Annotated in this window: 14 protein-coding genes; 2 read left to right on the plus strand and 12 right to left on the minus strand. The window is 43.8% G+C overall.

The genetic code is table 11. The annotated features are described in order from the left end of the window. From JHD69_RS15540 to JHD69_RS15570, 7 genes are all read right to left on the minus strand, one after another. On the minus strand, nt 1–1,862 hold a 1,862-nt coding region (locus JHD69_RS15540; RefSeq protein WP_199141267.1), incomplete at its 3' end, for an ABC transporter permease. A 138-nt stretch (nt 1,863–2,000) separates the two neighbouring features. Further along, nucleotides 2,001–4,379: an ABC transporter permease gene (locus JHD69_RS15545; protein WP_199141268.1), complete on the minus strand. Its 2,379-nt coding sequence runs from the start codon at nt 4,377–4,379 to the stop codon at nt 2,001–2,003. Between the two features lie 86 nt (nt 4,380–4,465). After that, a complete protein-coding gene (locus JHD69_RS15550) occupies nt 4,466–6,838 on the minus strand; it encodes an ABC transporter permease (protein ID WP_199141269.1) in 2,373 nt (790 codons plus the stop codon). Between the two features lie 62 nt (nt 6,839–6,900). Beyond that, entirely contained in the window at nt 6,901–9,252 is a 2,352-nt protein-coding gene (locus tag JHD69_RS15555; protein ID WP_199141271.1) for an ABC transporter permease, read from the minus strand. A 120-nt stretch (nt 9,253–9,372) separates the two neighbouring features. Further along, nucleotides 9,373–10,071 (minus strand): ABC transporter ATP-binding protein, encoded by a 699-nt coding sequence (locus JHD69_RS15560; protein WP_199141272.1) that lies wholly within the window; start codon nt 10,069–10,071, stop codon nt 9,373–9,375. Between the two features lie 36 nt (nt 10,072–10,107). After that, a complete protein-coding gene (locus tag JHD69_RS15565) occupies nt 10,108–11,154 on the minus strand; it encodes an alpha/beta hydrolase family protein (RefSeq protein ID WP_199141273.1) in 1,047 nt (348 codons plus the stop codon). A 91-nt stretch (nt 11,155–11,245) separates the two neighbouring features. Next, a complete protein-coding gene (locus JHD69_RS15570; protein WP_199141274.1) occupies nt 11,246–12,490 on the minus strand; it encodes an efflux RND transporter periplasmic adaptor subunit in 1,245 nt (414 codons plus the stop codon). Between the two features lie 219 nt (nt 12,491–12,709). Between JHD69_RS15570 and JHD69_RS15575 the strand changes: the two genes are divergently transcribed. Together JHD69_RS15575 and JHD69_RS15580 are read left to right on the plus strand one after the other, a co-directional pair. After that, a complete protein-coding gene (locus JHD69_RS15575; protein WP_199141275.1) occupies nt 12,710–14,080 on the plus strand; it encodes a sigma-54-dependent transcriptional regulator in 1,371 nt (456 codons plus the stop codon). 93 nt (nt 14,081–14,173) lie between these two features. Next, a complete protein-coding gene (locus JHD69_RS15580) occupies nt 14,174–15,532 on the plus strand; it encodes a sensor histidine kinase (protein WP_199141276.1) in 1,359 nt (452 codons plus the stop codon). A gap of 20 nt (nt 15,533–15,552) precedes the next feature. Here JHD69_RS15580 and JHD69_RS15585 read toward each other — a convergent pair whose 3' ends face one another. The 5 genes from JHD69_RS15585 to JHD69_RS15605 form a co-directional block, all read right to left on the minus strand. Next, nucleotides 15,553–16,152, minus strand: coding sequence for a CDP-alcohol phosphatidyltransferase family protein (locus JHD69_RS15585; protein ID WP_199141277.1), 600 nt, complete (start codon nt 16,150–16,152; stop codon nt 15,553–15,555). Between the two features lie 84 nt (nt 16,153–16,236). Next, the gene (locus JHD69_RS15590) at nt 16,237–17,508 is read right to left on the minus strand and encodes a glucose-1-phosphate adenylyltransferase (RefSeq protein ID WP_199141278.1); all 1,272 of its coding nucleotides are present in this window, start codon (nt 17,506–17,508) and stop codon (nt 16,237–16,239) included. A gap of 12 nt (nt 17,509–17,520) precedes the next feature. Further along, nucleotides 17,521–18,927 (minus strand): glycogen synthase, encoded by a 1,407-nt coding sequence (locus JHD69_RS15595; protein ID WP_199141279.1) that lies wholly within the window; start codon nt 18,925–18,927, stop codon nt 17,521–17,523. Nucleotides 18,928–19,117: 190 nt separating this feature from the next. Beyond that, the gene (gene cobA, locus JHD69_RS15600) at nt 19,118–19,915 is read right to left on the minus strand and encodes a uroporphyrinogen-III C-methyltransferase (RefSeq protein ID WP_199141280.1); all 798 of its coding nucleotides are present in this window, start codon (nt 19,913–19,915) and stop codon (nt 19,118–19,120) included. 230 nt (nt 19,916–20,145) lie between these two features. After that, nucleotides 20,146–20,415 carry a hypothetical protein gene (locus JHD69_RS15605; protein ID WP_199141281.1) on the minus strand — a complete coding sequence of 90 codons (270 nt, stop codon included), beginning with the start codon at nt 20,413–20,415 and terminating at the stop codon, nt 20,146–20,148. Nucleotides 20,416–20,499 lie beyond the last annotated feature (84 nt).

Here is a 20,499-nt window from a genome sequence, read left to right on the forward strand (position 1 = left end):
CCCCCCCCCCCCCCCCCCCCCCCCCCCCCCCCCCCCCCCCCCCCCCCCCCCATTTTTAGATGTGTATAAGAGACAGGTTCTACCGCTGTTTCAAAGCCAGCAGCTTTAAAATCCTTAATGACACCCACAATCCTGTAATCGGTGCTGCAACCCCTAATGATTTTACCTATGGGATTGATCAATCCGTATTTGGCTATGGCACTTTCGTTCAAAATGGCCGAATTAGCGGTATCGGCTGTGAAATTTCTCGAGAAAAAACGTCCTTCCTTGAGTTTGATACCTAGCGTTTCGAAATAGTCGAAATCCACACTGAGCATACTGATGCTTTCCTTCTTTCCATCAACCGTATACCCATTGATTCCAGCTTTTGAGCCATCGGGAATACCATTGGCCACAGTTACCGATTTGATGCCTGGAATTTGCATCATCTGGTTACGTACAGGCTCAAAAACAGCTGGATCGGAAAAAATCGCCATATTTTTGATTCGCACCACCTGATCAGGCCTGAAGCCAACATCTTGCGTGCGCATGTACTTGAGCTGCGAGTTGATTACCAATAGCCCGATGATAAAAACAACGGCAATGCCAAACTGCAGTACCAGCAATCCGTTTTTAAGCCAATAGCTCTGCCTGCTGGTTTGAAAGTTTCCTTTCAGTACCAATGCGGGTCTAAAGCCGGAAAGCACCATTGCCGGATAAACTCCTGCCACTAAGGTAAGCAATGCCAATACCAAAGGGAGCTGCCACAATAGGGCGCTGCGCTGCCAAATGACCAGTTCTACCTCAAACAGGCTATTGAACCTAGGCAAGACCAATTCGGCCAAAATCAGTGCAAAAACCGTAGCTACAAAGCATTGCATCAGGATTTCGATTAGAAACTGGAAGGTTAATTGTGTCCTGAAAGCGCCCATCACTTTTTTCACCCCCACTTCTTTGGCTCTTTTGGTGGCCTGGGCAATACTCAGATTGGTAAAGTTGATACAGGCAATGACCAACATCAAAAAGCCCAATACCGAAAGCGCTATTAACACCTTATAATTGGTATCGGTACCCGCAGTTGGCCTGAGGTGCAGGTTTTTTAAAGGATCTAAATAGATTTGCGTGGCATTGATGTATTTCCAGTCTGGATCGGTATTGGCTTTGGCCAAGCTGACACGGTACATTTTTTGTATTTTTTGCCTTAAGACTTCTACATCCGTACCTGGCTTTACCTGAATGTAGGTATAGTAATTGTTATAGCCTTCGGTTTCGCCAACTCCTATTTCCTTGGCAATCGAAATGCCATCAAAAGAAACGTTCGAATGCGGATTGGCAAATACGGCCCCACTTATTACGCCTGATTGACCCGAAGTTTTGTTCCCCAAAGTTACCAGTTTTGGTTTCTGGTCGTTTTTGTCGGGGAACAAGGTAGCCATGTAAGACTCGTTCAGGTAAAATAAAAATTCGCCCCCCTTGGGTTCCTCTAATCCCTTTAGGGGCTTAATGTTTAGCATCTTGGCCGCTTCATACTCGGCAAACAAGAGCTTTTGCACAAACACGGTACTCTTATCGCTATTAATTGCAAATTCAAAACCACCTGATTTCATTTTGCCTGTTGCTACCACTTCAGGAAAATGCTGCTTGATTTCCTTACTTAGCGGTGGCGAGGTATAGTTGCTTGTAAAGGCCGGTGTTTTTCGGCCAACCAAGTAGATGTTGTCGTAGTTAGGGTTATCCTTGTCGAAACCCGTTTCATAAGAAGCATAAATCATGATAAGCATGAAAGCCGCCAATGCAATAGACAAGCCGCCAATGTTAATGGCGGTTATATTTCTATTTTTCCAAAGGTTGCGCAACGCGATTTTAAGATTTAATCGGAACATGTTTTTAGGTTTTATTGGTTCATTCGTGTGATTAGTTCATTGGTCAGCTAAAAGCTGCAACTCCAAGCGGCTCTCCATTGCTCAAACTTCCATTTCTGTTCGTCGCGAGTGGCTTGCCCCCAGACTTTGAACTATATGCTATTCATACTTCAACGCCTGTACTGCATTGGCTTTAGCCACTTTAAATAGCTGTAGGCTTACGGTAACCACAGCAATGAATACTGATGCAAAAATGGCCAAGGCAAAAGGCCAAAAGCCGAGCGCTGTTTTATAATCGTATTTTTGCAGCCATTGCGCCAGCAGGATATAAGCTATTGGAACGGCTATGGCATTGGCAATCAACACCAGTTTCATGAAATCCTTGTTCAGCAGGACCAAAATATCCGAAAGGCCTGCGCCCAATACTTTTCTGATGCTGATTTCCTTACTGCGTTGCTCTGCCATGTACAGGGCTAAACCCAACAGCCCTAAGCAGGAAATAAAAATGGCAAACCCGCCAAACAAGTTAGAAAGTACACTTAACAGTCGCTCGTTGCTAAGTTTTTCTTTCATCCCTTCTGCTACAAACTTGATGGCAGCTGGATAATTGGGGTTTAGTTTTTCGCTCACCTGCTTAATAGCCTGCACCGAAACATTTAAAGGCTGATTTGGATTGAGCCTTAGCAACAACACCTTGCTTTCGTTGATATTATAGTAATATAAAGTTGGGGTGACCTCCTTGCCAAGCTCTTCGTTAAAATAATCCTTAACCACGCCAATCACTTTTAACGAGTGGTTGTCATTCCAAGTCAGCATGGTTCCCACAGGATTTTTAAGGTTCATTCGTTTTACCGCACTTTCATTGAGCATTACCGCGGTAGATGTGTCGCTTGCAAATCTTGGAGAGAAGTCTCTTCCCGCTACCAATTTGGCGCCAATGGTGCGTACAAAATCAAAACCGGTGCTTCGGTAGTTCATAATAGACTTATCGTCTGCAGCTTTTCCGGGCCAACTGATTCCAGAAGTAACCGAACCATAGCCGGTAAAAGGACCTGCAAATTCGGTTGCTGAAATTATCGCGTTGCTCTTTTTGAGCTCGTCTTTGAACAACTGCAGCCGCGATGGATTTTTTAATTCTCCCTCCAAATCGATTTGGGCCATACCGTTTTGTTCAAAACCCAAAGGCTTGTTTTTGAGGAACTGGATCTGGTTATAAATTACAATAGCCGAAATGATCATACAGACTGATAGGCTAAATTGCACCACTACCAGTACTTTTCTGATCGACAAGGTACCTACCGATCCCTTAAAGCCCTTTAATACCTTTATCGGAATGAAAGACGAAAGGTAAAAAGACGGATAGCTACCTGCCAGCAAACCAGTGAGTAAGGCGAGACTGGTCAAAACTATCCAAAACAAGTAAGAGCCGTAATCAACCTGGATATGAAGATCCAACAGGTTGTTAAAATACGGCAATGAAAGTTCGAGCAATGCAAAGGCCACAAACATGGCTAAAAATGAAAGCAACAACGATTCGAGCATAAACTGCCACATCAGCAAGCTTCTTCCAGATCCCAAAGCTTTTCTAACTCCTACTTCTCTTGCCCTTTTTTCAGAACGCGCTGTCGAAAGGTTCATGTAGTTGATGCAGGCTATAAAAAGCACGCACAATGCCAAGAAAGCAAATAATTTTACCTGGTCTATTTTACCACCAACCTGCTTTCCATTTTCAAATTTATCATACAGATGCGTTTTGCCTATTGGAAAAAGAAATACCTGATAGAGGTACGATTTGAGATCGCTTTCCTTGTTGGGTATAAAATTGAGCAATGACGCATTAACGGCCGCCAGCGAAGCGTTTTCCTTCAGTTCGAATATCGACCTGCAAACAATGTTTCCCCAGCCGCTTTCCTTGGTAGAGGGGTTGAGCTGTTCATAAAATGCCCAAGGTTGCAAAACATCAAACTGAATACCTTGGTTTTTAGGCAAATCTGCAATTACTGCGGTAACCTTCAAGTCCTTCTGGTTGTCCCATTTTACGGCCTGCCCTATCGGGTTTTCATTGCCAAACAGTTTTTTTGCCACGGTTTCCGTTAAAATAACCGCATTGGGCTCGTTCAGCGAATTGGCTGCGCTACCATAGATGAAATCGTAGCTCAGTATTTTGATAAATGAAGGATCTACATAAGTAGCATTCAGCTTAAACTTGTTCTGGTTTCGGCTAAACAGATTCTCGTTCATTTCCATCATCCTCGCTGCGTTTTTTACGCCAGGAATTTCCTGCATTACCGCATTGGCTAAATTAAGGGGTACAGCATAAGTAGTGGCTACCTTACCATTAAACTTTAAATTGAGCCTGCTAAAGTAAATGTTATCAACGTTTTTATACTGTTTGTCATAGCTCCATTCGTAGTTAACATACAGCAACAGCAGCAGGCAACAAGCCAAACCAATGGCCAAACCTCCAATATTGATCAATGAGAAGCCCTTGTTTTTCCAAAGGTTGCGCAACGCGATTTTAAGATTTAATCGGAACATGTCTTTAGGTTTTATTGGTTCATTCGTTTAATTAGTTCGTTGGGGCTTGTTAAACCATACCCTATCAACTATTTGCTAGGGATCGACTACTCGTATTTCAAGGCCTGTACCGGATTGGCCTTGGCCGATTTGAAAGCCTGGAAACTGATGGTAATCAAAGCAACAAACAGGGTTCCGAAAGCGGCCAAAGGTACCAGCCACCAGTTAAACTCCGTGTGGAATTCGAACCTGGTTAGCCATTTGTTCATGGCGAAATAACTGATAGGCGTGGCAATCAAAATGGCCACCACAATCATTTTCACAAATGAAACCGAGAGCAGCTGCATCAAATTAGCTACCGAAGCGCCCAATACCTTGCGTACACCAAACTCTTTGGTGCGTTGTTCGGCGCTATAGGCTACCAAACCGAAAAGGCCCAGGCACGACACGAAAATGGCCAGTCCGCCGAAAAGGTTCGACAAAACGCCCAAAGTCTTTTCTGTATTGTACTTATCGGCGTAAAGGGTATTCAAAAAGTTGATTTCGACAGGGTAAGCCGGATTGATGCTTTTGGTAAGCTGCGTAATGGTATTGATGTTCTGTTCGAGCGTATTGGCTTCGTTCAGGCGCATGGTAATGGTGCCTTTGCGCCGCGGATCGAAGAAAACCACCATGGGGTTATTTGATTTATAAGGCGAATCCCATACATAATCGTCAAACACACCAATGATATTGAACTTATCGCCAAATACCGTTATGGTTTTGCCCACCGGATTGGTATAGCCAAAAGTTTTAACCGCCGACGCACTCACCATGACTCCCGCTGTATCGGAGGCAAATTTTTCGGAAAAATCCCTTCCTTCCAGCATTTTAATGCCGTTGGTTTTGATGTAATCGTAAGTAGTAGCTACTTGGTTAAACAATTGCGTGTTTTCGGCTTGGGTCATCCCCTCCCACCTAATGTCCATAAAGTTAGAGCCACGATGCGATAGACTTACCGACGATTGAAACATACTGGTAACCGCTCCCGATTTGAGCAGTTCGGCACGGAGCAATTCGTATTTAGATTTCAGTTCGCCATCTTGGGGCATTTCTACCAAAGCATTGATATTAAAGCCAACCGGCCTGTTCTTCACATACTGGATCTGGCGGTAAATCACCAAAGTAGAAATGATTAGGATAATAGCGAAGCAGAACTGCCCAACCACCAACACCTGCCTTAAACTGATCTGCAAGAAGCTGTTTTTGCCAATTTTGCGTTTTAGGGTTTGTATCGGGTTAAAGGCCGACAGGTAAAATGCAGGATAACTGCCAGCAATCAGACCTGTAGCAAACACAATGGCTAAAATGCCAATCCAACTGCCTTCGTTAAAATAGCCCATGTTCAACTTGATATTGAGCAAGTGATTAAAGGTTGGCAAAAAGAGCTCCAGCAGGGCAATGGCCACAACAACGGCCACAAAAGCCAACACCATCGATTCGGTGAGGAACTGGGTAATGAGCGACCAACGGTTGGCGCCAATCGTTTTCTTAATGCCCACTTCTTTGGCCCGTTTTTCCGATTTGGCCGTAGCCATATTCATAAAATTAATGCAGGCAATGAGCAGAATGCCAAATCCTAATCCGGTAAACAACCAAATCTGCTCGATGTTGCCACCAACACTCTTGCCATTCTCAAACTTTCCGTACAAGTGCAATTTGCTCAATGGAAACAAAGATTGCGACTGAAAATCGAGGTTGGTATTTTTCTTGATGACTTCTTTTATTTTTCTGTTTACCAAATCCAAATCGGCGTTGGGTTTGAGCATCACCAAAGTAACATAGCTGTAATTTTCCCAACTGAGGTCTTTAGCACCAGGATCGATGCTGCCCAGTAATGACCATGGCATCAGGTAGTCGAATTTGTTGGAACTGTTATCAGGCTGGTCTTTAATTACCGCTGTAACGTTCAAATCAATCTTATCTTGAAAACGAACCGTTTTATTCAATACATCCGTCGTACCAAACAGGATGTTGGCTGTAGTTTCGGTCAATACCACAGAGTTCGGGTTGTTCAAAGCTGTTTTAGGATTGCCGTTAATGAACTCAAAATCATACATATGGAAAATATCCGGCTCGGCAAACTTGGAATTGCGCTTAAACGAATTGGTACCATTGGCAATCAAGTTCTTGCGACCATAATCCAGCCTGGTCATGTACTTTACTTCAGGCACGCCTTGCTTAATGGCGGGACCAAATGCAGTGGTAGAACCTTCAAAAGTACCAGAAATGGTGCCACCTTCTCCAGCAATATTGGTCATGGTGGTGTACACATCGGTCGCGTTTTTCGACTGCTTGTCGAAATTCCACTCGTAGGTTACATAAAGCAACAGCATGAGGCAGGCGGCCAAACCAATGGCCAGCCCAATTACATTGATGAAAGATGCCGTTTTGTTCTTCCATAAACTACGCAAAGCGATTTTAAGATTTAATCGAAACATATCTATTATTTCATTGGTTCATTGGTTCAATAGTTGATAGACCATGGTCGATGGCCTATAGGCTATTCATACTTTAACGCATCTACAGGTTTAGCATTGGCGGTTTTATAGGCCCGCAGGCTCACAGTTACGATGGTGATGACGACCGAAATCAGCGTAGCCGCTACAAATGGCCAAATGGTAATGGTGGTACGGTAGGCAAAACCAGCCAGCCAATTGCTTGATAAGATGTAGGCTACCGGGATAGCAATAAGGTTGGCTACGACGATGAGTACCAAAAAGCTTTTGTTGAGCAGTTGCAAAATATCTTTGGTTTCGGCACCGAGTACTTTTCTGATGCCAATCTCTTTTGTTCTTTCCTGAACGGTAAAAGAGGCCAGGGCAAAGAGGCCCAATATGGCAATTGACAAGGTAACGTAGGTAAAAATATTGAACAGCTTATCGAGCCTTACATATTGCTCATAAACTTTAGCAAAACTTTGGTCAAGCCAGGTGTACTGAAAAGGAAAAGGTTCTACCGATTCCCAAACAGCTTTCACTTCGGCCAAGGTTTGCTGTGCATTTTCGCCCTTTATTTTTAAGATGACGTTATCCGCGCCATTTGTATGGCGGCCTTCTACCACAAAGGCGGTTGGCTCGGCCCGGGTTTCCATTCCTTTTTGCACATGGTCCTTAACCACCCCAATCAGGGTTCTGTCTTCAATCCACTGGTGGCCAACTTCTTTTTGCAACTGGTATTTTTTAACTGCCGATTCGTTGACCACAATGGCCGAGCTATCTGTAGCAAATTCGGTAGAAAAGGTACGGCCCAGCTGTGCAGGCATGCCCATTACTTCAAAGTAGTCGAAATCTACGGTCACCATACTGAGGTTCTGGATACTTTTGCCCTTATATTCGCGACCGATGACCTGCATGGCCTTTACGCCTGGGTAATAGTTTACCCGGCTTACTGCAGCAACACCATCTATTTTGGAAAGCCTTTGCTTAATCTGCGCAAAGTTTTTCCTGCTTTCATTGTTACGTATCTTAAATACCACCACGTGGTCTCTGTTAAAACCAACATCCTGATTTTTGATGTAATTAACCTGTTGCCTGATGATAATGAGCGCCACCATAAATACGGTAGCCACTACAAACTGCACCATAATCAACGATTTGCGCATCCACAAACTGCCCATGCTTCTCGACAAATTGCCTTTCAGTACCTTTACGGGCTCGTAGTTAGACAAGAAAAATGCGGCATAACCTCCGGATAGCAGGATAACCAGCAGCATAACCGAACTTAACTGGATAGTCAGCTGCATCGGGTTATTGTAGCCGAATAAAGAGAGGTTCAGGTCCATTAAATTGTTGAGCACGGGCGTAAACACCTCAACCAATGCAAAAGAAAGCAACAGGGCCAAAACGCACTGAATAGCAGTATCAGTTAAGAAATAAGTTATCAAATTGCTTCTTTTGGCACCTAAAACCTTGCGTACGCCAGTTTCTTTGGCACGTTTTACCGATTGGGCAATAGAAAGGTTGGTAAAATTGATGCAGGCAATAACCAGCAGCAAGCCCGAAAACAACAGCAAAAGCGTTACGGTTTTGGCATTGCCCCGTTTCGCCGGATCTTGGGCGCTGGTGGCTTTCAGGTAAATATCCTTAACCGGCGTAATGTAAATGTGTGCCGTTTTTAGCCAATCCTGCTGCTTCATAATCGGCAGTTTGTTAAAGGCTTTATTGATTTTTTCTTCAAAAAGCTTTCCGTCTATTCCTTTTTTCAGAAACAGATAGGTATAGAAGTTTCCATTGCCCCAGCCATCACCTGCCGACGATTTTTTGATAAAGCCATCAAAATCCATATGCTCGGGCGTATTAGGCTCTTGGTAAACACCACTTACGGTATAACGTTTATTATTGTTGATCGTAACGGTTTGCCCAACGGGATTGGCCTTACCAAAAAACTGTTCGCTGGTTTTGCTGCTCAATACGATCTGATCGGAAGCCATGAGCGATTTTGGCGCATCGCCGTAAATGAACTTATAAGGAAACAAGTTAAACCAAGTACTGTCAACCCCCATAATGTGATCTACATAAGCCTCGTTCTTATCTTTGGCCACCAGGCGTTGCTTAATGTCCCATACATAAAAGCGGGCATAATTCTGTATCTCGGGCAATACTTCTTTCAAAGCCGGAGCCAATTCGGCCGGGCTCGACGAATATTCTTCCTCGCCAGGCGCCCATCTTATCGAAATGCGGTAAACATTATCGGCATTGGGATTCCAGCTATCATAGCTTTTTTCGTGGTTGGCAAAAAGCAAAATCATGATAAAGCCGGTTAGGCCAACAGAAAGCCCAAAAATATTAAGCAATGTATATCCCTTATGCTTCCACAGATTGCGTAATGCGATTTTTAGGTTTAATCGAAACATTTTATTGAGTTTATGAGGTTCATTTGTGTGTGTTGTTAGCTGATGGGATGATTAGTTCATTGGTTGATTAACCCTTGGCGAGGCAAACAATAAGCCTAAACTACAAACCGCCATGGCCAACTAAATCAGTTCTTCAGTTCTGCCTTTGTTCACTTTTTCCGAAATCACATGGCCATCTTTCAGGTTGATGATGCGGTTAGAGAAACTGGCATCGTGGCTAGAGTGGGTAACCATAACAATGGTGGTGCCCGATTCGTTCAGCTCGCAAAGCAATTCCATTACCTCGTTACCGTGCGTGCTATCCAAGTTACCCGTAGGCTCATCGGCCAATACCAGTTTAGGCTTGGTTACCAAGGCCCTGGCTACGGCTACACGTTGTTGCTGACCACCCGAAAGCTGTTGCGGAAAGTGACCGCTCCGGTTTACGATGTTCATACGGCCGATGATTTCATTGACCATTTTTTTGCGTTCGCCGGCAGGTACTTTATTGTAGATCAAGGGCAATTCGATGTTTTCAAATACGGTCAGCTCATCAATGAGGTTAAAGTTCTGAAACACGAAACCCATGTTTTTCTTTCTGAAATTCGAACGTTCCCTATCGTTTAAAGTCAGCAATTCGGTATCGATAAACTTGTAGCTGCCACTTTCAGGCTTGTCTAAAAGCCCCATTACGTTGAGCAAAGTTGATTTGCCACAACCCGATGGCCCCATAATGGAAACAAATTCGCCTTCGGCTACGTGCAGGTTAATGCCGTTGAGGGCAGTGGTTTCGATTTCTTCGGTTTTGTAAACTTTTTCTAGATTTTCGATCTTAATCATAGCAGTTATCCTATTTTAGTTTTTTAATGTTTGATGTTATTTGTCAATGGTTGGTGTTTGTTCTGTTTGGTTGACGGCATTAATCCAGTCTATGGCATATTGATGCGCCTCGTCTAAACGATCGGTCTTTTTCACCTTTCCATCAACAACTTTTTCTTCCTGAAAATAATGATCGGCATTTGGATAAACCTTGTAGGTCAGGTTTTTCTTGCCCTTCCTCAAAAATTCCAGTTTGGCATAATCCATATCCAATATGGTTTGGTTATTATCTCGGCCTCCGGCAACATACAAAATGGGAATATGGAGTTTAAGCATGTTCTCCAGTGGCGTTGTTTGCGTAAAGCTGCTCCATTTCAAATAGCTCTCTCCATACCAATTTTCGGTAACCGAAGTGGGTTTTTCATAGATTTTGGCATATTCGCGATACAAAGAATCAACCATTTGCTGGCCTTCTTCGGCAGAAATCTTACCGCTATAGGCTTGTAGCCTGGCACCAATCAGGAAATCGTACAGTTGGTTCAGCGCATTGCCAACAAAGCAAACTACATGGGTAACCTTTTTGTTGAGCACCGCTACTCGAGGTGCAACCTGCGAACCCTCTGAATAGCCCATTACAATAACCTTGTTTTGGTCTACATCTGCTTTTTTTACCAGGAAATCGATAGCGGCCGAAGCCGTTTCAGCCCGCCAGTTTAAGCTATACAATTCCTTATAGCTTGCATTTTCGGGGTAAAAAGCCCTTCCCGAATGGCTGTACTGCAACGAATCGGAAAACGGTGTACCCGGCTTGCTGATGATAACCACATAATAGTCTTTGGCATAACGGCCAATGTTCATGGCAATTGAAGTAGCATAACGCCCAGATTTGGTTTTGTACTCGATCGGATAATTGCCCGAGCCATCCAAATAAATCAGCAGGGGTTTTGGCCCTTTCACTACGGGCTTGGTTACATAAATATCGAACGATTTCGTTTTCTTGGTCGATAATTGATAATGCTCAAAAAACGATTTCGGAAAAACCTGTCCAGCAGCAAGGAGGCCATGCAACAACAAGAATAAAAATATGTAGCCCGCTTTCTTCATCAGCTTTTCTACCGGTTTATGTTTTTAAGGTTGGTGCTCCGATCAACGCACCTGATACAGAGCTAACCCAACCTAAATTTCAATTTTTAACTTACTTGCTAATTTCTATGATATCGTACTGGTTAAATTGGTCGTACGATGAGGTAATTACCTCTTCTCCTTTTTGCAGGCCTTCCAACACCTCATAATACAAGTAGTTTTTACGGCCAATTTTTACGTTTCTTTTGGTGGCCTTGCCATTGTTCACTACAAATACCCAACTGCCACCGGTGCTTTGGAAAAACTGTCCCTGCGATAGCAAAAGCGATTTGCTGTTGTCAGACAAGGTAAGCTTCACCTGCATAGACAAACCCCTTCTCAGCTCGTCGGGCGATTTGCCTTCAAATGCCAATTCTACCTGGAACTGACTGGCAGTAACCTCTGGAATTACCTTTTTAACCGTCAGCTTATAGGTTTTTCCGTTAAACTCGCATTGCGCGGTTTGTCCTTCCTTCACACGGTTGATGTAATATTCATCAACGCCGGCCTGCAGTTTGTAGCCTTGCAATACATCGATTTTTCCAATCATTTCGTTCGCACCATACGATTTACCGATAACCGGGTCGTACGATGATAGTTTACCCGAAACCGGCGCTTTGATGGTCATGTTTTCGATGTTTTTGCGGATCATCTCCAAACTCTCGTTCATTTGGGCCATCGACTGGTCAATTTGCGCCAATTGCATCTTACGGCTTTGGTTTTCCTGCAAAATAGCTTGTTTTACAATTTTGCGTTTGCCTTGGTAGTATTCGTAATCTTGGCTCGATTTATTGAATTCTTGCAACGTAATTACTTTTTTCGCAAACAAGGAACTGTCTAGCTTATATTGCCTGGTTGCTGTTCTCAGGTTGTTTTCTACATCGAGCAGGTCTTGGTTCAGCACCCTTTGGTTCTGTTCCAAATCCAACCTCGATTTACGCAACTGATTGATTTGCTCGGTGGCCGCGGTTTGGCTCGAAGTATAGCCCAGCATAGCATTGGCATTGGCTATGCGCAGCAAAGGTGTTCCTTTAACCACCGATGCCCCATTCTCGGTAAAAATTTCGGCAACGGTACCGCCTTCAGAAGAACTTACGATTACCGAAGTTAACGGCACTACGCTGGCATTAAGCAATACCACGTCCTCAAAATCGCCATACTGAACCTTGCTGATGGTTACCTTATCGGGATCGGCCTTGTAAACCTTATTGAGCGACAAGCTATAGCCATAAGCCACCAGGCCTACAAAAATGATCGTACCAGCTATGATTAAAATCGTCTTTTTATTAAATCTCTTTTTCTTTATTACTTTGTCCATTTGGAATATCGTGTTAATGCTCGGTTAGTTGCCAAGTTTGTGCCAAGCGAAAAATAATTTTTAATCATCTCATTTACAGCTATTTATTTTTTATTCTTCAAAAAACATGTTCGATAACGGACAGTAGCTGTACACCATCGAACAGTTTCGGTTATTTTTGCTTCATCCTACCGCTATTACTTACGGAATGTTAAGGTCAAGCCTTATAAAATATAGTTTATGACAGATGCAAATATTCTGATTATCGACGACGACGACGATATCTTACTGAGCGCCAAGCTGTTTTTGAAACAGCATTTTAATCAAGTGATGACTTGCAAATCGCCAAGGGAAATCAATGTGCTGCTGAGCAAAAACGAAGTAGATATTATTCTGCTCGACATGAACTACCAAAAAGGCGCGAGCGACGGCAGAGAGGGCCTCTACTGGTTGGAACACATCCTTTCTATTGACAAAGACTATGTGGTGATTTTGATGACCGCCTTTGGCAACGTAGAGCTGGCGGTACAGGCCATTAAAAAGGGGGCTACCGACTTTATCCTGAAACCTTGGGAAAACGAGAAGCTTTTTGCAACGCTTTCGGCGGCCTCACGATTAGGGCAATCGAACAAAAAAGTAAAGAAGCTCGAAAAAATCCATACTTCTCTGCAAAGCGACATGGCGCGCAAGTTCGAGCACATTATAGGCAACAACGAAAATGTACAGCAACTGCAAAAAACCCTCACCAAAGTAGCGCCCACCGATGCCAATGTGCTTATTTTAGGAGAGAATGGCACCGGAAAACAGGTATTTGCCTACGAATTGCATAAAAATTCGCTCAGGTGGAAACAACTTTTTATGCACGTAGATTTAGGCTCGTTGAACGAAAACCTGTTCGAAAGCGAATTGTTCGGCTACGCCAAAGGCGCTTTTACCGATGCCAAGGAGGATAAACCTGGTCGTTTTGAAATGGCCGATGGCGGCACCATTTTCCTGGATGAGATAGGCAATCTTTCCCTGCCCCTACAGGCCAAGCTGCTCAGCGTACTGCAAAACCGTACCGTAATCAGGCTGGGCGAAAGCAAGGAACGGAAAATTGATGTGCGTTTGATCAGCGCTACCAATATGCCTCTTGACGAAATGGTGCACAAAGGTACTTTTAGACAAGATTTGCTGTTCCGCATCAATACCGTTGAGCTTTTGTTGCCTCCATTGCGCCAGCGTGGAAACGATATTGTGCTATTGGCCCAGCATTTTTTGCAAGTATTTAGTGGCAAATACCACAAAGCCTTAAAAAGCCTAACTCCGAAGGCAGCAGACACCTTGCTCAATTACAGCTGGCCAGGCAATGTACGCGAACTGCAACATGTAATGGAACGAGCCGTTATTATGGCTGACGGATTTGAAATTAGTGAGCACGACCTGCAGCTTTCGCCACAAAAATTTGGCAACCAACCTGTATTGCAAAACGATATGGCCTTAGACGAAATGGAAAAAATGATGGTCAACAAAGCCATCGAAAAACACAAAGGCAATATTTCGAGGGCAGCCGCAGAATTGGGCCTTACCCGCGCTGCCTTATACCGAAGAATTGAAAAATTTGGCCTGTAGAAACATGAAAGACCAACGCTTAAAACTAAGCTATGGTCTATGGTCCATGAACTATAGACCATTAACAATAAACCAAACGCAATACCCAATAACATGTTCTACCAAAGATTTACCTTTCGTTTAGTTAGCAGACTGGTGCTCATCAATGTATTGGCCCTACTCTTGGTATATCTGGTACGCAATACACAGTTATGGTTTACCATTACGGGCATCAGCCTGGTTTTGCTAGGCAGCATCGTTTCGCTTTATTTTTACATCAACCAAATCAGGGAAGATATCCAGCGCTTTATCCTGGCGGTAAAAACAAGAGACCATACGCTTAATTTCAGAAACAAGGTTACCAAAGGCAGTTTTCCTGAACTGTACGAATCGTTCAACGATATCATTCAGATCCATAAAGATATCCAGCTGGAACAGGATGCCATCTTCCAGCTCATCAAAACCATTTTAGAGCAGGTGCCGGTTGGAGTAATTGTGGTGAAGAAAGAAAAAAACGCTTACGACAAATCGGAAATTTCGTTTTTCAATCTGGCGGCCAGCAACCTGCTTAACGTGCCGGCCTACAGTTATTGGCACCGTTTTCAGGAACATCTGCCCATTTTTGCCCACGAAATCGATAAAATCAGTACGGGTGGCAAACGCTTTCTCGAACTCAAGATACAAGATAAATTCATCCAGCTTTCCATTGAGGTGATCCCGCTCAACCTGTATGGCGCCGACCACATCATCATTTCTTTCCAAAACATCAAAGACGAGATCGAGCAAAAGGAAACCGAAGCCTGGAACCGTTTAATTGGTGTAATTTCGCACGAAATCCTAAATTCGATTACGCCAATCAGTTCTTTATCGGATACCGTAAACCAAATGATCAGCAACAAGACCAGTTTAGATACCGAAGACCTGGAGGACCTTAAGCCGGCACTGCAAACCATTAAAAGGCGTTCGGAAGGTTTATTGGACTTCGTAAAAGACTACAGGCTCATTGCCGAACTCCCTACGCCTAATGCCGAGCTCCATAGCATAGGCGAAATTTTGCAACATGTTAAGGTATTGATGCAGCCGATGGTAAGCGCCAAGCACATCAAGCTCCAGGTGTTGCAAACGGCTTCCAAAATCTCTATCCAGGTAGATTTCAAATTGATCGAGCAAGCACTCATCAACCTCATTACCAACAGTATGTACGCCTTAGAAAACACCGAAAAACCTGTCATTGAGGTTACTTACCGATTGGCCCACAACAAGGTTTATATTGAGGTAACCGATAATGGCAAAGGAATTGAACCTGATAGCATCGACAAGATTTTTGTGCCTTTTTACACGACGCGGAAAAATGGCTCGGGTATTGGCCTCACCATTACGCGCAACATCATGAAAATGCACCGAGGCGGCTTAGAAGCAGATTCGATACCGAACGAAAAAACAACCTTTTCGCTCGTTTTTAATTATTCGTAGCTGGTTTCCTGTTGCCTGCATCAACTGTTCAAGTATTTGCTCTTTTTAAACGGAATGCCTTTGCGCATTAAAATTGCATGGTAAAAGCTCGGAACATCGTGGGCCCAATTGCGCAGAATCAAATTAATCAAGATCACATCTAGTTGCGAAACCAGTCCCAAAACAACACAGGTCTTAAATATCCAGCCATTGTGGGCAAAGCCCAAAAGTGCAGTAAACATAGCTAACAGGGTCAATCCCCACATTTTAGAGAGAAATGCGTGCGTACAGGTTTCCTTCCCAAATTTTAGAAAGCTAACCAAATAGCAAAGCCCTTCCATGGCCAGAACCAAGATAACCCCAATCTTGTTTTCTTCAATCAAATCGGGATAAATCAGGTAGCAGCTCCAGGCAATGCCCAACCAAAACACCAAATCTACCTGACTGTCTATCCTGCGCATCTTTGCGGTAGAAAGCTGCTGCTTTCGGGCAATTATCCCGTCAAAAATATCAGAAAAAAGCCCCACATACATCAGCCCTAGAATTACCAAAGCGCTTTGCGCGCCGAAAAAATAAGCCAAAATTACCACTGTGGGCGCCAAAAGCAGCCTAAGCAAAATCAGCATGTAAGGAATACTCATCAATACAAGTTTAGTTTTCAGGCTTTAAGCTACAAAAAAGCCTCCTTAAATTAAGGAGGCTTTGTCAATTATCAACAAAATAGGTTAAATTACAGTTCCGTTGGCAATGGTCGAGCCTTTTTTAATCACTACAATCCCATCTTTCACCACATACAGGCCATAATCTCCCTCAGCAAGATGGCTGCCGCCGTTGATACGTACATCGTTGCCGATCCGGCAGTTTTTATCCACAATGGCATTATTGATATAGCAACGGTCGCCAATGCCAAGCAGCGGCTTTCCTATAGCCGTAGCTTCCTGTATTTCTTCGAGGGTTTGGTAATGGTCGCTGCCCATGATGTAAGAATTGGCAATGGTAGTGCCTTTTCCAATCCTCGACCTGATGCCCAAAACCGCCCGTTCTACCCTACTGGCTTGGATGATACAGCCCTCGGCCACAATGGTTTTTTCTAGCGTCGTACCCGATACCTTTGAAGGCGGCAACATCCTTGCCCTCGTAAAAATAGTGTGGGCACTATCGAACATGTTAAACTGTGGCAATTCGTCGGTAAGGCCCAAATTGGCTTCAAAAAAAGAAGAAATATTACCAATATCGGTCCAATAGCCTTCATACTGGTAGCTTAACACGTGGTTGCTAACCAAAGAACGCGGGATAATCTCCTTGCCAAAATCCTTTTCTTCCGGATTTTCATTAAGCATCTTGATCAGCAAATCGCGGTTGAAGATGTAAATACCCATCGAAGCCAGGTAGTTCCTGCCCGCACTTTTCATTTCGTCGCTGGTTTCCGAAGTCCAATCGGGCAACAAATCTGCCTTTGGCTTTTCGATAAACGAAGTGATAAAGCTGTCCTCATCGGTTTTCAAAATCCCAAATTCGGTTGCTTCTTTAGCATGTACCGGAATGGTAGCGATGGTGATTTCGGCGCCTTTATCGATATGCGCCTTTAGCATTTCCCTAAAATCCATTTGATACAGCTGATCGCCCGAAAGGATCAGGATATAATCGAATTCGTGGTTGACGATGTGGTGCATGCACTGCCTCACCGCATCGGCGGTTCCCTGAAACCAAGTAGGGTTATCGGGCGTTTGCTCGGCGGCCAAAATATCGACAAAAGCCTTCGAAAAATGGCTAAAGTGATAAGTATTCTTGATGTGCTTGTTTAATGATGCAGAGTTAAACTGGGTCAGTACGAACATGCGGTGGATGCCGGAATTCATACAGTTGGAAATTGGAATATCGACAAGGCGGTATTTACCACCTATCGGCACTGCCGGTTTGGAGCGGGTTTGCGTTAACGGAGATAATCGCGATCCTTGGCCCCCGCCAAGAATAACACCCAATACTTTGTCGGTCATAGCTGTTGATGTTTACATTTGGTACAAGTCTATATATTGTTGTGCCGCCCGGTCCCATGAGTGGTCTAGCGACATGATATATTTGCGGATATCCTTTACTTTCTTTTGGTCTAAAAACAATTCGTAGGCCCTTCCAATGGCATGTCCAACATCCCAAACGCTGGTTTGGTCGTGGCAAATACCGAAACCCCCATCACCAATGTCGGTAACCGTATCCTTTAGGCCGCCAATGCGCCTTACAATGGGAATGGTACCATAACGCAAGGCATACATCTGGTTCAGTCCGCAAGGCTCCACCCGCGAAGGCATCAATAGAAAATCAGCTCCTGCATAAATCTGGTGAGACAATACTTCGTTATAGCCAATATAGGCATTATAACTGCCTTTGAAATGATGTTTCAGCTCATTTAAGCGATCTTCTACATGAGAATCGCCAGAACCGAGCACCAAAATATTGATTTCGCGATTGCTCTGCTGCAATGCATTGTAAAAAATATCAGGCAACAGATCGGCTCCCTTTTCGCCTACTAAACGTCCGATAAAAGTATACAGCGGTTTTTCTTTATCCAAGTTAAAAACAGTACATAGGGCTTCTTTGTTTGCTTTTTTGCCATTATCTACCGTACGTACCGAAAATGTTTTGCTCAGCATCGGATCTTTGGCCGGATCCCATACCTCATTGTCTATTCCGTTTAAGATGCCTGCCGATTTGCCCCGCTCTTGGGCCAAAAGATTTTCCAAGCCATTGGCTTGGTAGCTGATTTCCTCCAAATAGCTCGGCGATACGGTAGTTACCCGCCAGGCACATTTAATGGCCGAAGCCAAAGGATTGATGCAGTTGCCCCAATCCAGCTTGCTCGAATTGCGCAACTCGTAAGCCGGCAGGTAATAAAGTTTTTCCCAGCCAAACTGGCCCTGGTATTGGGCATTGTGGATGGTGAGTACCGTAGGGATGTAGCTCAAATGGCGATACTGGTAGCAATTGCCAACCATAAACGGAATTAAGCCGGTGTGGTGGTCGTGGCAATGGATGATATCAGGACGATGTTCCCATTGTGCAATCCAGTCCAATGCTGCAATTTGAAAAGCCAAAAAGCGTTCGGTGTCATCCTCATAGCCATATACTTTTTCGCGGTCCAGTAACCCGCTGATATGCACCAAAAACAGGTCGAAACCCAGTTTATTGGTCTTTTCCCTAAAAATGCGGGCTTGGTAGTTATTCGACCCTAGGCGCACCCAGCCGTCGTAAACTACCTCAAATTCGTTCTGCTGCAAAAACTTATTGTGATAAGCTGGCATTACCACTTTTGCCACATGACCAAGTTTATTCTGATACTTGGGCAAAGCGCCTACCACATCGCCCAATCCGCCAACTTTTGCAACTGGATAACATTCGGCACTGAAGTGTATAATTTCCATAAACGTAGCATTGAAAAATCTTAGTCAAAATAGGCAATAGATTGAGTATTGCAAACATTTAGGAAAAATAATTTTTGCCGGTTGCCGATATGTTATTTCTAAGGAAAATTTATTTCAGAAAAAGAAAAGGCTGAGTTTTACCTCAGCCCTAACAACCAAACAAAAAATAAATATGAATTTACCTAAGCTCTTAATAGCCTTCTTCTACAAGCGTGGCATAAAAATCTTTAATGGCATTGAATTGCGGATGTAAGGAAACCACCTGACCGAAAATGAGGAGTGCCGGCGAACTGATTTGCTTTTCTTCGATCAGCTCTTCAATGGTATCAACAATGCCCACAACTACGTTTTCTTGGGTCGATGATCCATTTTCGATTACCGCTACAGGCAATTGTGTTTTACCTTCGGCTTTAAAGATACCTGCAATTTCCCTGATTTTTTCTATGCCCATCAGCACTACAATGGTGGCATTCGATTTGGCAGCCACATACAAATCTGGAGAAATATCTCCTTTGGCGTTGGTACCGGTCACCACCCAAAAGCTTTCGCTCAGCTTGCTGTATACCATTGGTATTTTTTGCAAGCCGGGTACACCCAAAGCGCTCGAAACGCCCGGAACGATCTCTGTAGGAATACTATACGATTCGGCTACATCGATTTCTTCATAACCACGGGCAAACACAAAAGGATCGCCACTTTTTAACCGCACTACATGCCCGTAGTTTAAGGCATAATCGATCATCAGCTTGTTAACCAAATCCTGAGAAAATGATTCATCGTCAGAACGTTTGCCTACATATACTTTGATGGCATTTGCAGGTGCATAGTTTAGCAAGGCTTCGTTTACCAAGGCATCGTACAAAACCACATCAGCGGTTTTTAACGCTTTCACTCCTTTTAAGGTCAACAAATCAGGGTCGCCCGGACCTGCACCTACTAAGGTGATTTTAGGCTCGATTGTGGTTCTTTCTGTCTGACTAAGTATCATTACGCTTTTGGTTTGGTTAATCAACACCACAAATATATATAATATCTATAGAATTAGTAGTATTTATTTTGAAAAATATGTAATTAATTGATTTACAATAAAATAAACTGAAATCATGAATAAAAAAGTCACACAATCCTGTGGGCATCTTTCCAACTGAGGGAATTATTAAGCCAGCATACACCTTCGAAGTCTTAAAAACTTCGCAAGTGTATGCAAAAGCTGTACGCCTATTTGCAATCTTTCGGTTCGAAGATAAACTTGCCGGCTTCGAAATTAATCGGTTTACCTTTTACAAAATACGAACGGCCCAAGGTAGTTTCGATTTGGCCAACGCCCATAATCAGCTTGCCATCTTTTTTAAGGAAGGCCAGCGGGTTGGTATAGGTGCCTATACTGTCTGTCCCTACCTTGAAACTGTAATCAACAAACAAGGTATCGCCTTTGAGTTCTCCGGTAAAAAAGCCATCGTTCTTGGGTTTATCAGCATAATTGATCAATAATGTTCCTGTCTCTTATACACATCTAAAAGGGGGGGGGGGGGGGGGGGGGGGGGGGGGGGGGGGGGGGGGGGGGGGGGGGGG

The sequence above is a fragment of the Pedobacter sp. ASV12 genome, from assembly GCF_016429155.1.
Taxonomy (GTDB): Bacteria; Bacteroidota; Bacteroidia; order Sphingobacteriales; family Sphingobacteriaceae; genus Pedobacter.

What these genes read in the sequence shown, in the direction of transcription:
- JHD69_RS15560 (WP_199141272.1), bottom strand. Translation starts at nt 10,071, where the DNA reads ATGATTAAGATCGAAAATCTAGAAAAAGTTTACAAAACCGAAGAAATC.
- JHD69_RS15595 (WP_199141279.1), bottom strand. Translation starts at nt 18,927, where the DNA reads ATGGAAATTATACACTTCAGTGCCGAATGTTATCCAGTTGCAAAAGTT.
- JHD69_RS15585 (WP_199141277.1), bottom strand. Translation starts at nt 16,152, where the DNA reads ATGAGTATTCCTTACATGCTGATTTTGCTTAGGCTGCTTTTGGCGCCC.
- JHD69_RS15580 (WP_199141276.1), top strand. Translation starts at nt 14,174, where the DNA reads ATGTTCTACCAAAGATTTACCTTTCGTTTAGTTAGCAGACTGGTGCTC.
- JHD69_RS15550 (WP_199141269.1), bottom strand. Translation starts at nt 6,838, where the DNA reads ATGTTTCGATTAAATCTTAAAATCGCTTTGCGTAGTTTATGGAAGAAC.
- JHD69_RS15565 (WP_199141273.1), bottom strand. Translation starts at nt 11,154, where the DNA reads ATGAAGAAAGCGGGCTACATATTTTTATTCTTGTTGTTGCATGGCCTC.
- JHD69_RS15555 (WP_199141271.1), bottom strand. Translation starts at nt 9,252, where the DNA reads ATGTTTCGATTAAACCTAAAAATCGCATTACGCAATCTGTGGAAGCAT.
- JHD69_RS15545 (WP_199141268.1), bottom strand. Translation starts at nt 4,379, where the DNA reads ATGTTCCGATTAAATCTTAAAATCGCGTTGCGCAACCTTTGGAAAAAC.
- JHD69_RS15575 (WP_199141275.1), top strand. Translation starts at nt 12,710, where the DNA reads ATGACAGATGCAAATATTCTGATTATCGACGACGACGACGATATCTTA.
- cobA (WP_199141280.1), bottom strand. Translation starts at nt 19,915, where the DNA reads ATGATACTTAGTCAGACAGAAAGAACCACAATCGAGCCTAAAATCACC.
- JHD69_RS15570 (WP_199141274.1), bottom strand. Translation starts at nt 12,490, where the DNA reads ATGGACAAAGTAATAAAGAAAAAGAGATTTAATAAAAAGACGATTTTA.
- JHD69_RS15590 (WP_199141278.1), bottom strand. Translation starts at nt 17,508, where the DNA reads ATGACCGACAAAGTATTGGGTGTTATTCTTGGCGGGGGCCAAGGATCG.